The organism is Methylomonas sp. 2BW1-5-20, assembly GCF_052474515.1.
The window spans coordinates 2,004,999-2,022,642 of record NZ_CP184127.1 but is presented as its reverse complement, the minus strand read 5'-3'; the positions used below and the strand labels follow the sequence as shown (position 1 = coordinate 2,022,642).

Annotated in this window: 11 protein-coding genes and 1 pseudogene; 3 read left to right on the top strand and 9 right to left on the bottom strand. The window is 51.3% G+C overall.

Annotation, left to right across the window (positions count from 1 at the left end; translation table 11 throughout):
- Positions 1-76: 76 nt before the first annotated feature.
- From ACH50O_RS09130 to ACH50O_RS09120, 3 genes are all read right to left on the bottom strand, one after another.
- Positions 77-1,057 carry a response regulator gene (locus ACH50O_RS09130; RefSeq protein WP_446811704.1) on the bottom strand — a complete coding sequence of 327 codons (981 nt, stop codon included), beginning with the start codon at positions 1,055-1,057 and terminating at the stop codon, positions 77-79.
- A 2-nt stretch (positions 1,058-1,059) separates the two neighbouring features.
- Positions 1,060-4,755 carry a PAS domain S-box protein gene (locus ACH50O_RS09125; RefSeq protein WP_446811703.1) on the bottom strand — a complete coding sequence of 1,232 codons (3,696 nt, stop codon included), beginning with the start codon at positions 4,753-4,755 and terminating at the stop codon, positions 1,060-1,062.
- A gap of 277 nt (positions 4,756-5,032) precedes the next feature.
- A complete protein-coding gene (locus tag ACH50O_RS09120) occupies positions 5,033-5,737 on the bottom strand; it encodes a hypothetical protein (RefSeq protein WP_446811702.1) in 705 nt (234 codons plus the stop codon).
- 323 nt (positions 5,738-6,060) lie between these two features.
- On the opposite strand from ACH50O_RS09120, the gene ftsH reads away from it, so the two are divergent.
- The 3 genes and pseudogenes from ftsH (at position 6,061) to tnpA (ending at position 8,804) form a co-directional block, all read left to right on the top strand.
- Complete coding sequence (gene ftsH / locus ACH50O_RS09115) at positions 6,061-7,992, top strand: ATP-dependent zinc metalloprotease FtsH (protein WP_446811701.1); 1,932 nt, start codon at positions 6,061-6,063, stop codon at positions 7,990-7,992.
- Between the two features lie 137 nt (positions 7,993-8,129).
- A complete protein-coding gene (locus tag ACH50O_RS09110) occupies positions 8,130-8,372 on the top strand; it encodes a hypothetical protein (protein WP_446811700.1) in 243 nt (80 codons plus the stop codon).
- Positions 8,369-8,804 (top strand): annotated as a pseudogene (gene tnpA / locus ACH50O_RS09105) (IS200/IS605 family transposase). Before ACH50O_RS09110 ends, tnpA begins: the two are co-directional and overlap by 4 nt.
- 154 nt (positions 8,805-8,958) lie before the next feature.
- On the opposite strand, the gene ACH50O_RS09100 reads toward tnpA, so the two are convergent.
- From ACH50O_RS09100 to ACH50O_RS09075, 6 genes are read right to left on the bottom strand one after another with little or no spacing between them, the layout of a single operon-like run.
- Positions 8,959-10,161 (bottom strand): catalase family protein, encoded by a 1,203-nt coding sequence (locus ACH50O_RS09100; RefSeq protein WP_446811699.1) that lies wholly within the window; start codon positions 10,159-10,161, stop codon positions 8,959-8,961.
- Positions 10,158-11,684 carry a Dyp-type peroxidase gene (locus ACH50O_RS09095; RefSeq protein ID WP_446811698.1) on the bottom strand — a complete coding sequence of 509 codons (1,527 nt, stop codon included), beginning with the start codon at positions 11,682-11,684 and terminating at the stop codon, positions 10,158-10,160. Before ACH50O_RS09095 ends, ACH50O_RS09100 begins: the two co-directional genes overlap by 4 nt.
- A 16-nt stretch (positions 11,685-11,700) precedes the next feature.
- Positions 11,701-13,008 (bottom strand): hypothetical protein, encoded by a 1,308-nt coding sequence (locus ACH50O_RS09090; RefSeq protein WP_446811697.1) that lies wholly within the window; start codon positions 13,006-13,008, stop codon positions 11,701-11,703.
- A gap of 33 nt (positions 13,009-13,041) precedes the next feature.
- A complete protein-coding gene (locus ACH50O_RS09085; RefSeq protein WP_446811696.1) occupies positions 13,042-13,497 on the bottom strand; it encodes a hypothetical protein in 456 nt (151 codons plus the stop codon).
- A gap of 2 nt (positions 13,498-13,499) precedes the next feature.
- Entirely contained in the window at positions 13,500-14,450 is a 951-nt protein-coding gene (locus ACH50O_RS09080) for a catalase family protein (protein WP_446811695.1), read from the bottom strand.
- Positions 14,451-14,480: 30 nt separating this feature from the next.
- A complete protein-coding gene (locus ACH50O_RS09075; RefSeq protein WP_446811694.1) occupies positions 14,481-17,186 on the bottom strand; it encodes a peroxidase family protein in 2,706 nt (901 codons plus the stop codon).
- Between the last annotated feature and the right edge of the window lie 458 nt (positions 17,187-17,644).

The window sequence follows — 17,644 nt, the reverse complement described above, 5'->3', positions numbered from 1 at the left end:
GGTCGGGGTCAACGGCGGATTTCATCGGAAAACGCATCTAAGGAACTGCATTACGGTGACCCCGCAGAGCTTTCGTTTACTGCCCCCAAGCTGCCTTCAACCGTAAAATTTCCGGCATATCGGCCATAAATAACGCCAGCAAGCGCGGATCGAAATGGCTACCGGCCATGTCTTGCATCGCCTTTAGGGTGTCGGCCAATGGCCAGGGTTCTTTGTAGGGACGTTTCGTGGTCAAGGCGTCGAACACGTCGGCAATTGCAACAATTCTGGCTGATTCCGGAATCGCTTCGCCGGTCAGGCCCAGTGGGTAGCCGCTGCCGTCCCATTTTTCATGATGATAGCGGGCGATTTCCGCCGCCAATTTGAAGACCGGATTGTCGCTTTTGTTCAAGATGTCGTAGCCGATTTGCGAATGCGATTTCATGATGGCCCATTCCTCTTCGTTCAGCGCCCGTGCCGCCTTCAGTATGCCGTGCGGAATGCCGATTTTGCCGGTGTCGTGGGTGGGCGCGGCCAGTTCCATCATCGCAACTTGGGAAGATGTCCAGCCGGCAGCGCGGGCCAGTGCCGCCGAATAAGCGGCCATGCGCCATATATGATCGCCGGTGTAAGGGTCGTTATAGTGGCCGGCGTCGCCAAGCATTTCGATAGCGGCTCGCGCCAATTGGTCCAGTTCGTCAACCCGTACCAAGGACAGATGCGTTTGCACCCGGCGTAACACGATAGGGCCGGAGACCGGCTTTTGGATGTAATCGACCGCGCCGACATCGAAGCCGCGCGCCTCGTTTTCCATTTCCCCCATCGCCGTGACGAAAATGACCGGGATATTTGCTGTGATCGGTTCGGCTTTTAAACGGGTGCAGACTTGGTAACCGTCCATATCCGGCATCATGATATCCAGCAGGATAATATCGGGGCGATGTTCTCTGGCTGCTGCCAGGGCTTTTTCGCCGTTGATGGCAAACAGCAGTTGAAAGCGGTCTTTGAGTATTTGCTGGAGCACTTTTAAATTGTTCGGCTCGTCGTCCACCAGCAACACTTTGTAACTGTTTTTCATATCTAATCTCCCTTGGGCGTGTTCGCCAATTTATCCAGCAATAGTTTGGCCTGGGTTTTTGCGCCGTCGAAATCGAAACTGTCCACTTCGAAACGTATCGGTTTCAGCTCGGATGCGCCGAGAAATGTGGTTAGTTGTTGCAGAATCGGTTCGACATGATCCGGATTCAACGCATCCAGTGCGGTATTTAATTGCTGCAAAAGACTGCCGACCCTTTCCACATCGAACGCTTCCGTGGAAACTTGCGCCGGCTTCAGCGGCAGTTTTAAGTTGCGAATGTTCCGTGCTGCATCGTTTAACGCGTTGTCCAGCTTATCGATAAGTTGAACAATATTTTGCGGATCGGCTGTTTTAAATTGGGCGTCGATTTCGGTTGCCAAACCGGCGACAGCCGATAGCGCCAGATTGCCGGCTACGCCTTTTAAGGCATGGGTGATGCGTCTTACCGCTTCCGAGTTATCCGGGGTTTCCCGCAGGGTGCGCCGCATCTTCACGGCGTCTTTGCTATGTTGCTCGGCGAAGTTCAGTAAGGCGTCGGCGTATATCAAGGGGTCCAACCAGGTTGCCAAGCCTTTTTCGTAATCGGCGACACCGGCCAAAGGCGTAAAGTCCACCGCAATTTTCGGCGGTTCGGCGATGCTGATGCCTGTATTGGCAATGCCATGGCCTTTGGCCACCAGTCGTTCCATCTGCGTCAACAAATCGTCTACATCGATAGGTTTGCCGACAATAGTGTCTATACCGGCGTCCAGCGATTCCCGGCGTTCATGGCTTAACACGCTGGCGGTCAGGGCCAAAATCGGGATATGGCCGCCATTGGATTTTTCCAGCTCGCGAATTTGCCGGGTGGCGGCGATACCGTCCAGTACCGGCATTTGCAAATCCATCAAGATCAAATCGTAGCTGCCGGCGCAAAAGGCGTCCACCGCTTCCTGGCCGTTTTTTACCCAGCTGACTTGGTGGCCTTGCTGTTCCAGACGCAAACGGGCCAGATTGGCATTGGCTTCAATGTCTTCGGCCAGCAATACCTTAAAGCGGCGCGGCGAGAAATAAGCCACGGTATGCACGGGGTTGACGTCGTATAGGCAGTTTTCCGCGCTGGCCGATTCCGGCATATGCACGGTGAAATGAAACACCGAGCCGACACCGATTTGGCTCTCCACCCATATTCTGCCGCCCATCAATTCGACAATTTGTTTGCTGATGGTGGTACCCAAACCGGTGCCGCCGAAGCGGCGGCTGGTAGTGGCGTCCGCTTGCGAAAACGATTCGAAGATGCGCTCGGATTGTTCCTGGGTCATGCCGATGCCGGTATCGCTGATCGCAAAATGCAACATCTCGATGCCTTCCGCGCGCTTGATGGTTACGGTGATATTGCCGGTGTCGGTGAATTTCACCGAGTTGCCGACCAGATTCAAAATCACCTGCCGCAAACGGTTCGGGTCGCCGACGAAGTGGGTGGGTAAACCGGCTTCTATCGCCAGATCGATACGCAAGCCTTTTTCGGCAGCGCGCAAACCCATGATTTGCAGCGCCTCTTGCACCGCAAACGGCAGGTTGAAACAGACTGATTCCAGTTCGACCTTGCCGGCTTCGATTTTGGAAAAGTCCAGAATGTCGTTAATGACGCTCAGCAGATGCCGGCCGGAACTAAGGATGGTTTTTATGTGGCCGCGCGTATCGCCGGACAAATTTTGGTCTTGCAACGCGACTTCGGCAAAGCCGATGACCGTGTTCATCGGGGTGCGGATTTCGTGGCTCATATTGGCCAGGAAATTGGCTTTAGCTTTGGCGGCTGCCTCCGCTGCTTCCTTGGCCAGTCTCAGTTCCTGCTCGGCTTGTTTTTGCAGGCTGATGTCGGAAATAAAGCCGACGAACAAATGCCGGTCCTCCGAGATGATGCCGTGACCGACCGCCAGATTGGCGGGAAAGCGGCTGCCGTCCTTGCGCTGGGCGATGACTTCCCTCTCGATTCCGAGAATTTTAGCCTGATTGGTGGCCAAGAAATGTTGAATGTAACTGTCGTGCGCGGACGCATCCGGTTCCGGCATCAGTAGCGAGACATTTTTGCCGACGATCTCGGCGTTGGTCCAGCCGAACAGTTTTTCGGCAGCGGGATTGAACATACGAATCAGGCCACCGCTGTCGATGGAAATCACACCGTTCACCGCGGTTTGCACGATGGCTTTGACCTCTGTCGTGGCCATTGCTACCAGTTCTTCCAGGTGCTCGCGATATTTCAGCAACTCCGCTTCCGCCGCCTTGCGTTCGGTAATGTCGGTGATGGAACCGACCATGCGCACCGGCTGGCCGCTCTCGTCGCGCAAGGCCTCGCCGCGATCCAGCACCCAGCGGTAACTACCGTCCTTGTGGCGTAGACGTAGCTCGGTGGCGTAACGCTCGTTGTGTTCCAAATGGCGCCGAAAGCTTTCGGCGGCCCGGTGTTTGTCGTCCGGATGTATCAATTCAAAAAAAATCGATTCCACATTGGGCAATTCGCCGTCGCCGTAGCCCAAAATTCTGTTCCAGCGCGGCGACAGATAATAATCGTGGGTGACAATATTCCAGTCCCAGATACCGTCGTTGACGGCGCGTTCGGCCAGCATATAACGTTCTTCGCTGGTACGCAGGGCTTGTGTGCGTTCGGCGATTTTCGCCTCCAGATTATGCTGGGCATCCGCCAGAGCATCGGTCATATGATTGAAGGAGCTGGCAAGTTCGGCAATCTCGTCCAAGCCGTATACTTCGGCTCGGACGGACAGGTCGCCGTCGCGTATGCGCCTGGCGGTGCAACTCAAACGGGAGATCGGCCTGACGATGCGCCTAGCCAAGGCATTGGCGATGGCGGTTGTGAAGACGATGAAGAGTAATACGATTATTAGCATTTGCCGTTCCAAGGCCTTAATCGATGCCAAGGCTTCGGCTTGCTCGATATGCGCCATGATACAGCCGCCGCCGGTTTCTGGAATGTAGCGAAAACCGTGAATAATCGCGTGGCCGCGATAGTCGCTATCCATCGTTTCGGCATTTTCTTGATTCAAACAGGCGTGCATCGGCCGAGCCGAGATCGGGTGACTATGGTCTTGCGTGCCGGGATAGCGGGCGCTGGTGACAAAAAAGCCATTGTTGTCGGCCAGAAAGGACTCGCCGGATTGACCCAGATCAGGATGAGCGGCAAAGATGCTTTGAATTAGACTGACCGGGTAGCTAACCAGCAATTGCCAGGGTAGTTTTGTATCCTTGGCAACCACATAATACAAACGCTGCTTATCGGCAGCCGGTTGGCTGAATCCGGCTAATTGGCCGGGTTTGAAGGGCTGAATATCGGCCACAGCCACTGTTTGCTCGCCGACGCTGACCGGCATGGTCTCGGCGGTATCACGGCGGAAAAAAGTCGCGCCGCCGGCACCCTCGGTGAGTACGTAGTCGTTTAAAAACGCCTTGGCGCAATCTTGATTCAATTGGTCGGCGGCCACGCATTTCATTAACACTTCGGCCAGGAATGCGTGAGCGCGGCTGTCGGCGCGTTGCAGCACCAGATTGAGCTGTTCGTGCCGGCTTTCGGCCACGCGGCCGACAATCTTGAAACGATCTTCGCGGATGTTGTCGATGGCAAACCGATACGCCATATAGCCAACCAGCAAGGTGGGCAGCAGGATCAGTAACAACAGCAGAGCAATCAGGCGTTTTTGCAGCATGTTGGCCCCCGGATATGGCAAATAGGTTCGTCCGCCGACGTTATGCCAAGAACACTGGTACTGCTAAGATTCCTTAGTGCCGAGAATTGTCAAATTGGCGTTAACGAGGATTCCGGGTGTTCCATAGTTATGTATTACCTGAACGAGACGGGGTTGCTCGTGACTGGAAAATATAACATCGTATAAATATATAGGTAAATGAAACCACCTGCTACCTTTTTCAAAAGGCGGCAGGTCAGGCTTCTATGTTACTAACTTGTTTGATATTTCCCCCTTATTAGCTTATCGATTCTGTATCTTGACGTTGCTTGGATATGGGTTTTCTGATATGAATCGTCGGAGAAGTCCAAATCGGATGGCGGCGTTCCTGGCGGAAATAGGTTTCGTATAGCGCCTGATAAACCAATTCCGATGCGCTCCAGCGTTCCTTGAAAAAACTGCTCAGCATTAGTGTTGCGATAAGTCCGCAAACCAACGCCAGTAAAAACAATTTGGCCAGTAGCAGTACCGCAGTAAAGATAGCCAAAATCAAGCTTAAACTTCTGGCGAGTTTGGATTGAATTTGCATTGCATCAACTTGGGCGACGATGGGGTTATTGTTGTCCCGGAGTCTGCCAAGTGCCTCATGGTATTTGCTGAGTAGCGGGTCGTTAGTGGATAAGGCCAAATTTTGCGCGCGCCGATACCAGCTATCGGCTTTTAGGCGTTTACGGTCGCGATAAAAACGGTCATATGTAGTGTTCAACACGTCGTGAGATAGTCTTTTGATGACCAGAGACAGCGCGAGCGTAAGGAATAGGAAAATTAGCGCTCCCGAGGTACTGGCGGCGAAAGGGTCGGGTAATTGCTGAAGGGCCGGGTGAATCCGCTGCCGGTAACAGAAAAAGACCGCCACCAATGCGGCGGACGGTAAAGCTATGCCGACCTGTTCGACCGGATCCGTGAATGTACTGCCGATCAACTTGCTAAGGGGGGTTGACATTTTGTCCCTCCATTCAAAGTTGGGAAAAATGAGTTGCTGGACGCAGGGCGTCCGGTTTGCCTTGATCGGTATTCATTAAATAGCAAACGCAGCCGAACAGCAACTCTATTGATATAGTGATTGTGCAAGATTATGGTTTTTCTTGATGTACGAAATTACCTAAAGCTTGGATGCAAATTTCACTCTCCGGCAACGGTTGTAAGTTTGGCGCGGGCTTGAGGGCGGCGTTTATTAGTAATCTCGGTGCCGATTGATTACTCCCCAAAATCTGGTAAAACAGGAGTAGAGTGGAGCAATAAAACCAATGTCGGGGGCAATGCATCATGATAGATAAGCAAAAACTAACTCAGCTTTATCAAGCGTTAATCGAGTGGTTGCGCGTGGTTTGGGTTTGGCTCAAGTCAACCTGGCAAGCCCGATCAAAACCGAAGCCGAATTCCGAGAAACCCGAAGCTAGCGAGCCTAAACGTTCGCCTGTATGGCTCTATGTATTGCTGGGAATTTTCGTGCTGTCGCTATTTGCCGGCGGCGAACGGATCCAAGGCCAGGAGATTCCGTATAGTCAGTTTCTGACACTGGTCAACGACAGCAAGGTCGAAAATGCCGTCGTCACACAGCGTTTCATCAACGGTACGTTAAAAGAAGAAGACAAAAAAATCGGCAAACATTTTTTTACCGTACCTCTGTGGGACGAATCGCTGGTTAAAAATCTGCAAGAGCATAAAGTTGAGTATGCGGTCAGAAGTGGCGATAACTGGCTGAGTAATTTGTTGTTTAACTGGGTGATTCCGCTGGCGATCTTTGCCGGTATCTGGATGTGGTTGCTGCCGAAAATGACTGGTGGAGCAGGGCGCGGCTTTTTGAATTTGGGCAATAAAATCAGAATTCAGCAGGAAACCTCCAACACGACCTTCGACGACGTCGCCGGTGCGGAGAGCGCGAAGCAGGAATTGAAGGAAACCATAGAATTTCTAAAATCCCCGGAAAAACTGCAAAAGCTGGGCGGACGCATGCCGAAAGGCGTGTTGCTGGTCGGCTCGCCCGGTACCGGTAAAACCCTGTTGGCGCGCGCGGTGTCCGGCGAAGCCGGGGTGCCGTTTTTTAACATCAGCGCCTCGGAATTTATCGAAATGTTCGTCGGTATCGGCGCGGCGCGGGTGCGGGATTTGTTCGAACAGGCCCGGCAAAAAGCCCCTTGTATCATCTTCATCGACGAACTGGACGCGATTGGCCGCTCGCGCGGCGGCCCGGCGATGCTGGGCGGCAACGACGAACGCGAACAGACCTTGAATCAATTACTGACCGAAATGGATGGCTTCGACGCTACTTCCGGCGTGGTGGTGATGGCGGCAACCAACAGACCGGAAATACTCGATAAAGCCTTGCTGCGTGCCGGCCGTTTCGACAGGCAAATTGTGGTCGATAAACCCGATTTGATCGACCGCGTGGCTATTTTGAAACTGCATAGCAAAGCCATGCAACTGGACAAAGACATCGATTTAAACACGGTCGCCAAACGCACCCCTGGTTTCGTCGGCGCCGATCTGTCCAACATCGCCAACGAAGCGGCTATTATGGCCGCGCGCGGCGGCCGAGACACCGTCAACATGGCCGATTTCGAAGCCGCTATCGATAGAGTGATGGCCGGGCCGGAAAAGAAAAACCGCATCCTCGGTCCGGACGAAAAGCGCCGGGTGGCTTATCACGAAGCCGGTCACGCCTTGGTTGCCGAAAACGTCCCCACCGGTCAGCCGGTGCATAAAATCTCCATCATCCCGCGCGGCGTCTCGGCGCTGGGTTTTACCTTGCAATTGCCTGTTGAGGAAAAATATCTGTCTACCGAAGCCGAATTAAAGGATCAACTGGCGATTCTGCTCGCTGGCCGCGTAGCCGAACAACTGGCGCTGCAAAGCGTCTCAACCGGTGCCCAAAACGACTTGGAAAAGGCCAGCGAAATTGCCCGCAACATGGTCTGCTTCTTGGGTATGAGCAAAAAACTGGGTCCGCAAATCTACGGCCAACGCCAGCAACAGCAATTCTTGCCAGGCGATATGTCAGAACAACGCAACTATAGTGAAGAAACAGCGCAGGTGGTGGATGCCGAAATTAAAACCTTGATCGAAGATGCTGAGCGTCGGGCCCATCAAATCTTGAGCAGCAAGCGCGGCTATCTGGACAAACTGGCCGAGTTACTGCAAGAGAAAGAGGTGATTCAGCGCGAAGAAATGGTCAAGCTGTTTGGTGGTGGAAAATAACGCTTTAGTTAATAGACGTTTTCGATACCCCCCACGCCCTTCGGGAGAATGGTCGAGGGGCGTATCGAGTTTAAAATCTTAAACCATAGAGGACTTTGTCAATCCCCTCCTTGGCAATCCGTGGCCTTGCCTAGTAATTGCGTCTTGATCAGTTTGCGGTAACTGGTGGCGTGGTGTTGCAGCAGAATATCCGGGCGGTCGCCTATAGTATAGCAATCGCCGCCTCCAGTCAGACCGAACACCGGTACCAGCTGGCCGGCCAGCGTGTAATTAATGACGGTAAACCCCGGCTATGCTGGGGGACTCCCAAAGGTTTGACCTATGAGGCGGTCAATCGGATTCTCGGAAACTTGATCAATAGTTTGGAGAATCCGAAATGAGGGAGTACCAAAGTCTGAGTCACACGAGATGGAATTGCAAATATCACGTCATGTTTATTCCGAAACGCAGGCGAAAAGTGATGTTTGGTCAATTGCGCAAGCATTTAGGATCGGTATTCCATGAGTTGGCGAAGTAAAAGGGGCTGTGAAATTGTGGAAGGGCATTTGATGGCTGATCATGTTCATATGTGCCTGAGCATCCCGCCCAAATATGCGGTATCGAACGTTGTAGGCTTTATCAAAGGCAAAAGTGCGATATCGATTGCCAGAACATTTAGAGGGAAGACGAAGCACTTCACGGGTGAAAATTTCTGGGCAAGAAGTTTCTTTGTTTCAACGGAGGGTCTGGATGAAGAGATGGTTAGAAATTACATCCGAGAGCAAGAACGTGAAGAGGAACGTTACGAGCAGTTGAGCCTTTGGAAAAGCTGATCGCCTTCAGGCGATTCCGGTAATCGGCCCCTTTGAGGGGCTAAAAATAATAAGCCCCCGGCTTTGCCGGGGGTGATTTAACTGGGCTTGACTTTAAGGGCGAGACGATGGCGAATTATTATTGTGTTTCCAGGTTGATATTATCCGAAGCCTATCAATCAAATACCTCATCTCCAGTCGGCTCTATATGAGTAACCCCATTCATGTGCTGGCGGAAGTTGGATAATTCGTAATATAATCTGAACCGGACTCGATTCAGATTGCCCAGTGGCCGATGTTCGGGCAAGCAATGCCAGGGATTCATTTTCAGCCGCTTGGTGAATTCGATTAGGGCTTCCGATTCGATTTGTTGCTTAGGTATATGCACGGTGGCCACCGGGATGAAAGGCGACAGTTTCTCCGGCCAGCGTACCGAACTGTCTTCGATGGGCATCAAATGCGGGTCGGTTTGAAACTGGATCATCAGTTCGAATTCCACATCTTTCTCGTTCAATGTTTTGATCATGTTCTCCCGCAGATAATTGAACGGTACTTTACCGAATGGCAGTCCCGGTATTTTTGTGTAGATATCTTTGGTTTTTGGTACGAAAGAATACATAACAGCTTGACCATCACCTAACAGATAAGGTGTACAACTCCAGTAACGTTTGCCTAGCGGGTTGGACTGGGTTTCATTCCATAGGCTTTGCATTGCCATGTCCAGAAAGTGGGAATCAAATGGATTAATGAAATAATAGAGCGTCATGTCCATCAAACTCCAATACTGCAACTTGGCGTTTTCCCGTGTGTTGGGAGTCACGAAGGTGGGACCGCCGCTGGTGGTGATAATGTCCTGAGTGAATTTCTCTTCATCCATCAATTTGTCGCCGGGTACGTCCATCAATTTGACCGCCATGCTCAAAAAGCCGACATCCTGAATGTCGGAAGGCACATTCGGGCCGGGGCCGGCGTAGCGCACATAGGCCGGATAACTGCGCTGCTCGGCAAAAATGCCTATGCGGCAACGTTCCGGTAGGTTGTCGTGTATGGTGACGGAGGCCTTCACAACACCGTGCGTTTTGGTGTTGCCGCCCCGTTCGTAGCCGCCGGGCTTGAACCGCCCGCGCATCTGGTCGGCCATCAGGTCGATGATTTTATTCAGACTGCCCTCTTCATCGGCATCGAATTTTTCCTCCGCAATTTTCAGACCTTCTTCTTTCCGGCGTCGATTAATCAAATATTGCACCAATCTGACGGATGGCTCGCGGAACAGTGCGTTCAACTGGGGGCGAAACCAGGGTTCGAAGCGGCGTTCGATGTAGAGAAGTTGCAATAAAAAACGGTGAATGGTCTTAAGTACGCATGTTTTGATCGTCATGGCGCGGTATCACTCCCTTGGGCAGGTAAGCTTGCAATATATTTCAGCGCACTCAATCCAGGCATAAAAAAATAAGCGCCACCACGCACGCGGACAAACTGCGGCAGATGGCAGGTTTTCTGCGTTGGACCGGAAAGGTCTGGGCGATGGAATTGATCGGTGGCAATGCCGCTTTTTAGTGCTTGGCGATGCCCCAGTAAGGGATCTCGTTCTTGCTGGACGCCGCCGAATTTGCTGCTCATCATCCAGGCATTCTGTACAAATTCAAATTGTCTGTTGATGTTGGCAACCAGACAAATAAATTGCAGTCCGCGCTCGGCGGCGGGCGCATTGGCTTTGGTGGCGTTTCCCGGGGTCAGCACCTGACCGTACGCGCGACCGCGTCGCAGTAAACGATGGAAACGCGAGGAGCCTACCAGATCCTCATCGGGGTATTTTTGGCCGAATCCCAGGATTTTTTTCAGGCGGGAAAAAAAGCTGTCCACGCCGGGAGGTAAATCACCGGTGCGCGGGTTGGCTCGACGAATATGTGCGCCTATCGGGCAGCGGTTGCCGTAAGGGTCCGCCGCGTAATTAAAGCTATTTAACTTGTCGTCACTTGGGATTCCGGGAATGTGCTCATCGGCAAGGGGCAGTAGTGCCGAACCGTCGCGTTGTCGGCCCACCATGGCCGCGGCTAATTGTTCGCGTTTTTCGGGATCACCGCCACTCGTGTGATCTAAAAACTGCCAGAAGCCGGGAACATCTTGATCCAGGTGGCGGAGTACCAGATAACTACCGTTACGGCCCAAATCTTTCAGCGTCGGTTGATCTTCCGCGTCCGGCAAGTTTGCTGCGCATGGGTCGGTCTTCGGATCAATCAGTGGTCTGGCTGTGTATTGCTGGTATTCGTTACGGTAGCCCAGCACCACCTCGCCCACTCCTAATAGATTGGAATAGCCGTCGCGGTCATGCGGGTCTGTACTTTGTTGTTGCGACCAATCAATTGAGGGCTGGCTGACGCCGTCAATAAAACCGAAAGGCTCGATATTGCCGATATCCAAGGTGGGCAATTGCCGTATGAGTTTAAAAGCCGATGCAAATTGCTTGCCTTCAACTGTTTTCCGCCAAGCTTTTATGCCATTTTTGGCGGCATACAGCAGTAATAGAACGTGCGGCACTTGTTGCGCATTGCCGCCCCAATCCCAGTATTCCGGGGAATTAGCGCCTATATCTCCCAAGCGGCGGGAGCGGCTTTCATCGCCCGACATACCAGTGATGAATTCATCTGAAAAACCGTCCAGCAAGGATTGCTTAACACCCAATACTTGTAATCCGCTGACAGAAAATGCGATTTGCAAGGCGGTATTCGGCGGGGGCTCCGTAAACTGGGCGGCGCTAATGGGCGCATTACCAAGCCACCGTTTGGCCGCATCCGTGTCCACAACATTAAGCAACAGAAAGCAACTGTCTGTTAAGTTTTTGTGGCCGAAGCGCAGCAAGGCTTGTAGATCAGCAAAGTTGAAATCGTCGGCATGCTTCATCGGTTTGACTCTCCGTTCAGATTAAACTTAGCCATTCGCGAATTTCCGCATCGTTCGATTGGCGAACTTCCACACCTCGTCGAATCCGGCTGTTATGCGCCAAATCAGTCGCAGTTAAGTCCGGATAGGCTTTGTACCAAACTTCCGAGGGCAATTGATGTCGCCGTTGGGTATATTTGAATTGCTGTTCTCGCTCCGCGCCTTCCTTGATTAGCCAACGAGTCGTTGGGTAACCCACGGCATTTCCGAAAGCAATGTTCAAACCCCAGCCAGCCTTGTTGATGAAGTCGTCCATATAGCTTTCATGGCTACCGTCGTAATTACTGGCAAAAAACGCTCTGCGGTTATTGTCCATGAATACCCAGCGGGCAAAGTGTATGGACCTAATGCGGGTCAGGAAGCCATGGTTGTATATATGTCTGGCGACATAGTCGGTCAACAGCATCAAAAACTTGAAGGTCAGCAGGCGGAACCAGCCCGGTTTTATATCGCCGAATACATTAAACTGGTTGGTGACATCCCAATCTTCCAGTGCCGAGAGTGTCCGGATATGCTCGCGGGTCGGGCGGATGAACAACTCGGGATCGGAGCTTTCCAGCATCCGTAGGCGTATCGCAAAAAAAGGTGCTGCCAGCAGGAACAACGGCGACAGCAGCACCAAGATGAGAGGTAGGCCAATCTTGTGTAGCAAGTTAAAGACTTTCCAGCAGAATGGGGTGCACGCCGGCGGTGTTAATGTTAGCCTGCCAGCCTGTTTTTCCAGCTCGACATGCGACAACAGTTTTTGTCGTAAATCATAGATATTTTCCCGTCCGAGTTTATCGACGATTAGCGGTAAATATGCGGACAAGCTCTGATGCAGTGCGGCCTCTTCATGAATTTGTTTGACGGTTCGGCCCAACCAGTTGACGTAATTGGCGGCGGGTTTGATGTTATGGGCCTGCATCCATTGCAAGAGGGTATTGCTATTGGCATCTGGAAAGCCGAGACAGAACGAAAATATCTTTTCCAGTCCCGGGCCGGCGTGCTCTGCAAGTTCTGCTAGAAAACTGTCTCGGTCGCCATCGCAATCGCCAAGAAATGCCAGCGCTGGTTGCCAGGGCCTTGGGGCGACGCCGAAAGCTTTAATTTCCTCGGCGGTGATCGCTTCGATGATGGTAAAACGCGCAAAATGCAGACGCTCAAATCGACCGAAAGGTACTAAGGCATTCTCCGGATCGGCTAGGCCAATACTTTTGTTCATACCGGCAAGCAAGGCTCGCAGTTTGCCTAGCTGGCCGTCATGAATGGTGGCAACAATCATAAAATTAGACTGAGGTGTCATGGTAATGTGCTCAATCTGCAGCGTAATCAAGTTCTATTGAGTAGTGTTTCGGGTCAATGCAAAATCCAGAACGCGCTTTTTCCCCAACCAGACTTTGCCAAGATACACACCCGGTTCGATTTCGCGAATTTCGTCGCGTATGGTTCTGGCGAGAAACGACGTGCGCGAATAATCGATAACGATAGTGTCGTTTCCATCCAGCCAGCTTTTGTCTCTATAGACCTTGGCGACGATAAACTTCAAGCTGAACGGCGTAATCTTGTTGACCAAAATTCCTGCCTGGCCATTAGGGCAAAACAAGTCAAAGACTTTTCCTTGCCAGGCCAACCAGCGGGCCAGCAGTGCAACTAGCTTAGCGAATGACGACCCCGCTAAAATAGCCGTGCCGCAGGTATCCCCAGTAGGTATTTCGCCGGGCGTGGCGTTGCGATAGATGTCATCGAGTTCATCCTTCGATTTGCTCAACCAGCTGTTGACGGTTTCGTTCATTTTTATTGCTCCTTATTGCGAAATGCCGCAGCGTTGGCATAAACCAAGCGCCGTACCTGATTCATTCTGCCAAGTGGTTCATGCGCCTCTAGACTTTGCCAGGGGTTAAAACTGCTGCGTTCGCAGGCAGCTAACGATCCGGGATTATCAAAATCCTGTTGCTCAATTTTGATGGTTGCGACGGTTTGAAACGGCGAAACAGTTTCGTCCCAAATCACCGAAGCATCCTCAATCGGCATCGAGACCGGATCGGTTTGTTTTTGCACCGCAAACTGAAACAAGGCCGGACCTAGCTGCAAATGAGCTTTGAGCGCTGCTCGCAGTTGGTTTACGCCCGGTTCAACCGCTTCAGTGGTTTGATAGCTCGAACACGGGATGACCGAATATTTGACGACGTGACCGTTTGCACTACCAAAACGAAAAGGAACCGTACTCCAATACCTTACGTCAAGCGGGCTTAAGTGTTTTTGACTGGCTTTAAACGCAATCCATAGTGACTTCAGATGGGGAGCCACGGGATTTAGGAAAAACAGTAATTTGTTGTTCGCCTGCCTAGCGCGAGTAAAGGCGAGAAAATCCTCCGGGGTTGCCACAAACAGCGCTGGATAACTGTTTAGGACAAAGTCCTGTAAGCCAGATTCACCCCATAGTGCCGGGCCTTCAACTCCGGATAAGCGAATGGACAAGCCGCGAAGATCCTTTTTGGAGTCATCGCGGTTGGTGGCATTGGCAAAGCGCAGTTTGGCCGGGTAAGTGTTAGGTCGAGAAAAAATACCCTGCTTCAGATCCTCCGGAATATCGTCATGCACAATAAACTCGGCATTGACACAGGCAATAGTCTTTGGCTGATTGAATCTGGGAATAACATGGTCTTCCGCTTCCGCCGAGGTAATAGCTTCGATACGCTGGCTGAATTCGGCAACCAGTTCATCAATGGCGATTTCTTCTTTCATTGAGTCCCCCCGCAAATCATGTAGCGCTCGTTAACGAAAGCTTTCGTCTGCAACAGATTCGGCCTTAGCTTTCCACTGCAATGAGTAATATTCGCCTCTGTCTCGCGCCCATGGATCGAAGATATTGACCACGTCGGCAAGTTGGCCGGCCAGTTCAGGCATGGTACGCAGCATGATCCGTTTTAGGGGTGAAACTTCTACCTTATGGCCGTTGGACATATTGGCTTCCCATTGTTTTCCGCCTGGCCCGTTGTCCATCACCCACTGCCAGCCCAGCGTCGTGTAAAACTCAGGCCGAAAGCTGGATGTAAAGAACCTATCGCTGAATAAACGACGGGACGCATTCAGAATAAACACATGGAACTGAGTTTCGGAGATCGCGAAACCATGAGGGCGGGTAAATTCTGACAACCAGCCCACCACGGTATCCAAGTCTTCGATATTGTCGACCATCGAGCCGTTTGCATGTCCCAGGCAATCGTTGATGGCAGAACCGTCTGCATTCAATTGTGCATCGGTTATGATTTTGCCGGCATCGCATTTATGCTGGCCATACACTTCTCGAAGCAGACCGATTAGACGTTCCTGCTCTTTGCGTTCAGGGCTGTCAGCTTTGAGTTTGCGATCAAGGAAATCATCAAAGCTGGTTAATTGGGTTAAACCGTATTGTCGGCGAAATTCGTTAAACCGAGGCACACCACGTTCTCGGTCACGAATCAAATCCAACGCGGGTATATCGATTTTATTGGTTTCGGTTTGCAAACGCGGCATCTCTAAATTTTGTAGAAACTGCGCGTGATTTTGTAAAGTAAGCAAGCCAAGCCGTTGTCGCCCCAAACTCAATGCCCAATTGCTCAATCCGCCATCGGTCATGGCTTGAGTAGCCTTGCCACGGAAGGTGCTGACCACAGGCACTTTTTTTACGATGTCATTCGGTTTTTGCAAATCTCGGAATTCAAGCAGATCAGGTATTAATGGGTGTAAGCGATAGACAGTGGGAAATTCTTCCGGAAAATTAAACGGTGAACCGAAGTGATTGACACCGCCGTTGATATGCTCAGGATTACGCAAATCCCAGATATCTTTCTTACCGGGCAAATAGCCGAGAAAACCGGGAAGATCTTTGTAGCGATGACTACCTAATCCAAAGATACCCGCGCCAGAGGCAAACACGGAATAAAATTGGTTGGCTTTGGTTTCGCTGGGCGACTTAGCTAACCGATTAACCACGATTTTTCCTAGAACGTTGGAAACCGGGTTATCTCTCTCAAGTAAGCCGTTCCAGTTGGCATTCATTCCCAAAAACATGGGTTCGCCGTAAAGAAGTTGTGTTGTCCATTCGGTCGTATGAATTTTGGCTATTTCCGCCGCTACTACGAGTCTTGCAGCCTGATATAACTCTTCATCACTAACGTTTTTGTAGGTGATTATTTGGTCAGGTTTTACGGGATTACGCAATCCCGAGTCGGCTTGAGGTGTTGCCGCGGCTTTTGCCCGGAACGCATCCACAAACAAGTTATGCTCGCGGACAAACAGGTTGTGATAAAAACTCAAACCGACCGTCCAGTTATCCGCAAATGCCGCAGCTTCCTGACCTTTCCAGGCCGGATTAATCGGATCGGTCACACAATCAGTACTTGAACTGTCGCAACTATTGAAAACCGGGAGATAACCGAACTTTTCGCCGGCCCCGCTATGGCTACCACGCGGCGCCATTTCAAGTTTTGCCCCATCTTTTGGATCGCGTTTCACGCGCTTAATGGAGGTCTCGTCAAATCCATAAATTTGCGAGGCGTCCCACCAGGCAGTTACGGTGTTTTCCGTGGTTTTTGGGGCCCGCTGCAAATAGGTTTTGCCGTCGTATTCAAAGCTTGGTGCCGGATTTTGTTGCGCAATAACGGCCGCATCAACTTTGTCATTTGGTCGGCATCCCAGTTTGGCTGCCTGCTCCGGTGTAATCGGCTGTTCCTGGTTATTGACTAACTGACTGGCACATCCGACTGATATTTTGGTCGGGCTATTTTGGCCTTCACGCAGGTGATAAAACCAATCGTGAGTCATGAATTGAATCCAGTAAGCGGCCAGGACATTAAAAAATGGGGCTTTTTTATAGTCGCATTGCGCTTCTTTGGCGTTATCAGGAAGACCTTGACCAAAGTTACAGGCATCCGGCTTTTGCTGAGCACGTGTAAATAGTTTGCGCGAGATGACCTGTGGATCGGGCTTGAGCAGACTAAGTCGATCAGCATGCCGATTACGAGCCAATTCATTCTCTCCCAGGTCTGGGAAAGTGGCTTCAAAACGCATGTTGCGAGCGAATAGCTGATTAGTCGAACCCATTGCCGGGTTGTAAATGTCGTTACAGATACCCGTTAAATTTCGGAAACGAATCAGGTCGTTTTTACACAACTGTTCGCCTTTTTCGTTTGAAACTTGTTGGAATTGCGGATGGGTGGGTGGTAGGCGCATTTCCTCCCAGGTTTTTATTACTGGTCCTGCTATGTTACCTTGACCTTTGATGTAACTTTCAAAGGTTTTATTGTCATAAAGATTAAATCTTAGCAGCTCCATCCGCTGGTATTCCAAGTCCATCAACGCACCATCCACGCCCCGCCCATTGGGGTTGAGGTGTTTGCCTAATTTAGTCAAGGTCGGCAAGCTTTGCGCTTTACTGCTGCTGTCGCCAGTAGCCCAGTAATTAGCCCAATCGACCCAAACAGTGCCGCGATTGGCCAAAGCCTTCTCGCCGCCTCGGCAATTCGCCGCAGCCTCACTGACTTTACCGAGAAAACGTTGCACCTGTTGCTCGGCTATGGGACGTAACCCCTTGGCTGCAAGCTCGACACAGGCTTTGTCCGCGTCAATCAATTCCTGACTCACGAAAGGCTCTGCCAAGCAAGTAGAGGCCAACAGCCAGGGTAATACAAAAACGATCCGCAATTTATGATATGCCTTCATTTTCCAGCCTCCCAAATACACGAGACGCTCTGCAAGCAGAACTAATTACTATTGCAGCCAGCTTACAGTAAGCGTTATCAAATCGTCATGACCCAAATGGGTCAATGTGCAATTTTTTCATCTATTTAGCTGTGAAAAAATGACGTATAAATCAGGTAATAAGGACCAGTTTTAGGCGATGAATCTCAGTTAATCTGTTGCTGTTAGAGGGCATTGGGCAGGCTGATCTAGCCCGA

Bases quoted from the DNA above. Each gene is read 5' to 3' on its own strand.
- ACH50O_RS09130 (WP_446811704.1), bottom strand. From the start codon at position 1,057: ATGAAAAACAGTTACAAAGTGTTGCTGGTGGACGACGAGCCGAACAAT.
- ACH50O_RS09125 (WP_446811703.1), bottom strand. From the start codon at position 4,755: ATGCTGCAAAAACGCCTGATTGCTCTGCTGTTGTTACTGATCCTGCTG.
- ACH50O_RS09120 (WP_446811702.1), bottom strand. From the start codon at position 5,737: ATGTCAACCCCCCTTAGCAAGTTGATCGGCAGTACATTCACGGATCCG.
- ftsH (WP_446811701.1), top strand. From the start codon at position 6,061: ATGATAGATAAGCAAAAACTAACTCAGCTTTATCAAGCGTTAATCGAG.
- ACH50O_RS09100 (WP_446811699.1), bottom strand. From the start codon at position 10,161: ATGACGATCAAAACATGCGTACTTAAGACCATTCACCGTTTTTTATTG.
- ACH50O_RS09095 (WP_446811698.1), bottom strand. From the start codon at position 11,684: ATGAAGCATGCCGACGATTTCAACTTTGCTGATCTACAAGCCTTGCTG.
- ACH50O_RS09090 (WP_446811697.1), bottom strand. From the start codon at position 13,008: ATGACACCTCAGTCTAATTTTATGATTGTTGCCACCATTCATGACGGC.
- ACH50O_RS09085 (WP_446811696.1), bottom strand. From the start codon at position 13,497: ATGAACGAAACCGTCAACAGCTGGTTGAGCAAATCGAAGGATGAACTC.
- ACH50O_RS09080 (WP_446811695.1), bottom strand. From the start codon at position 14,450: ATGAAAGAAGAAATCGCCATTGATGAACTGGTTGCCGAATTCAGCCAG.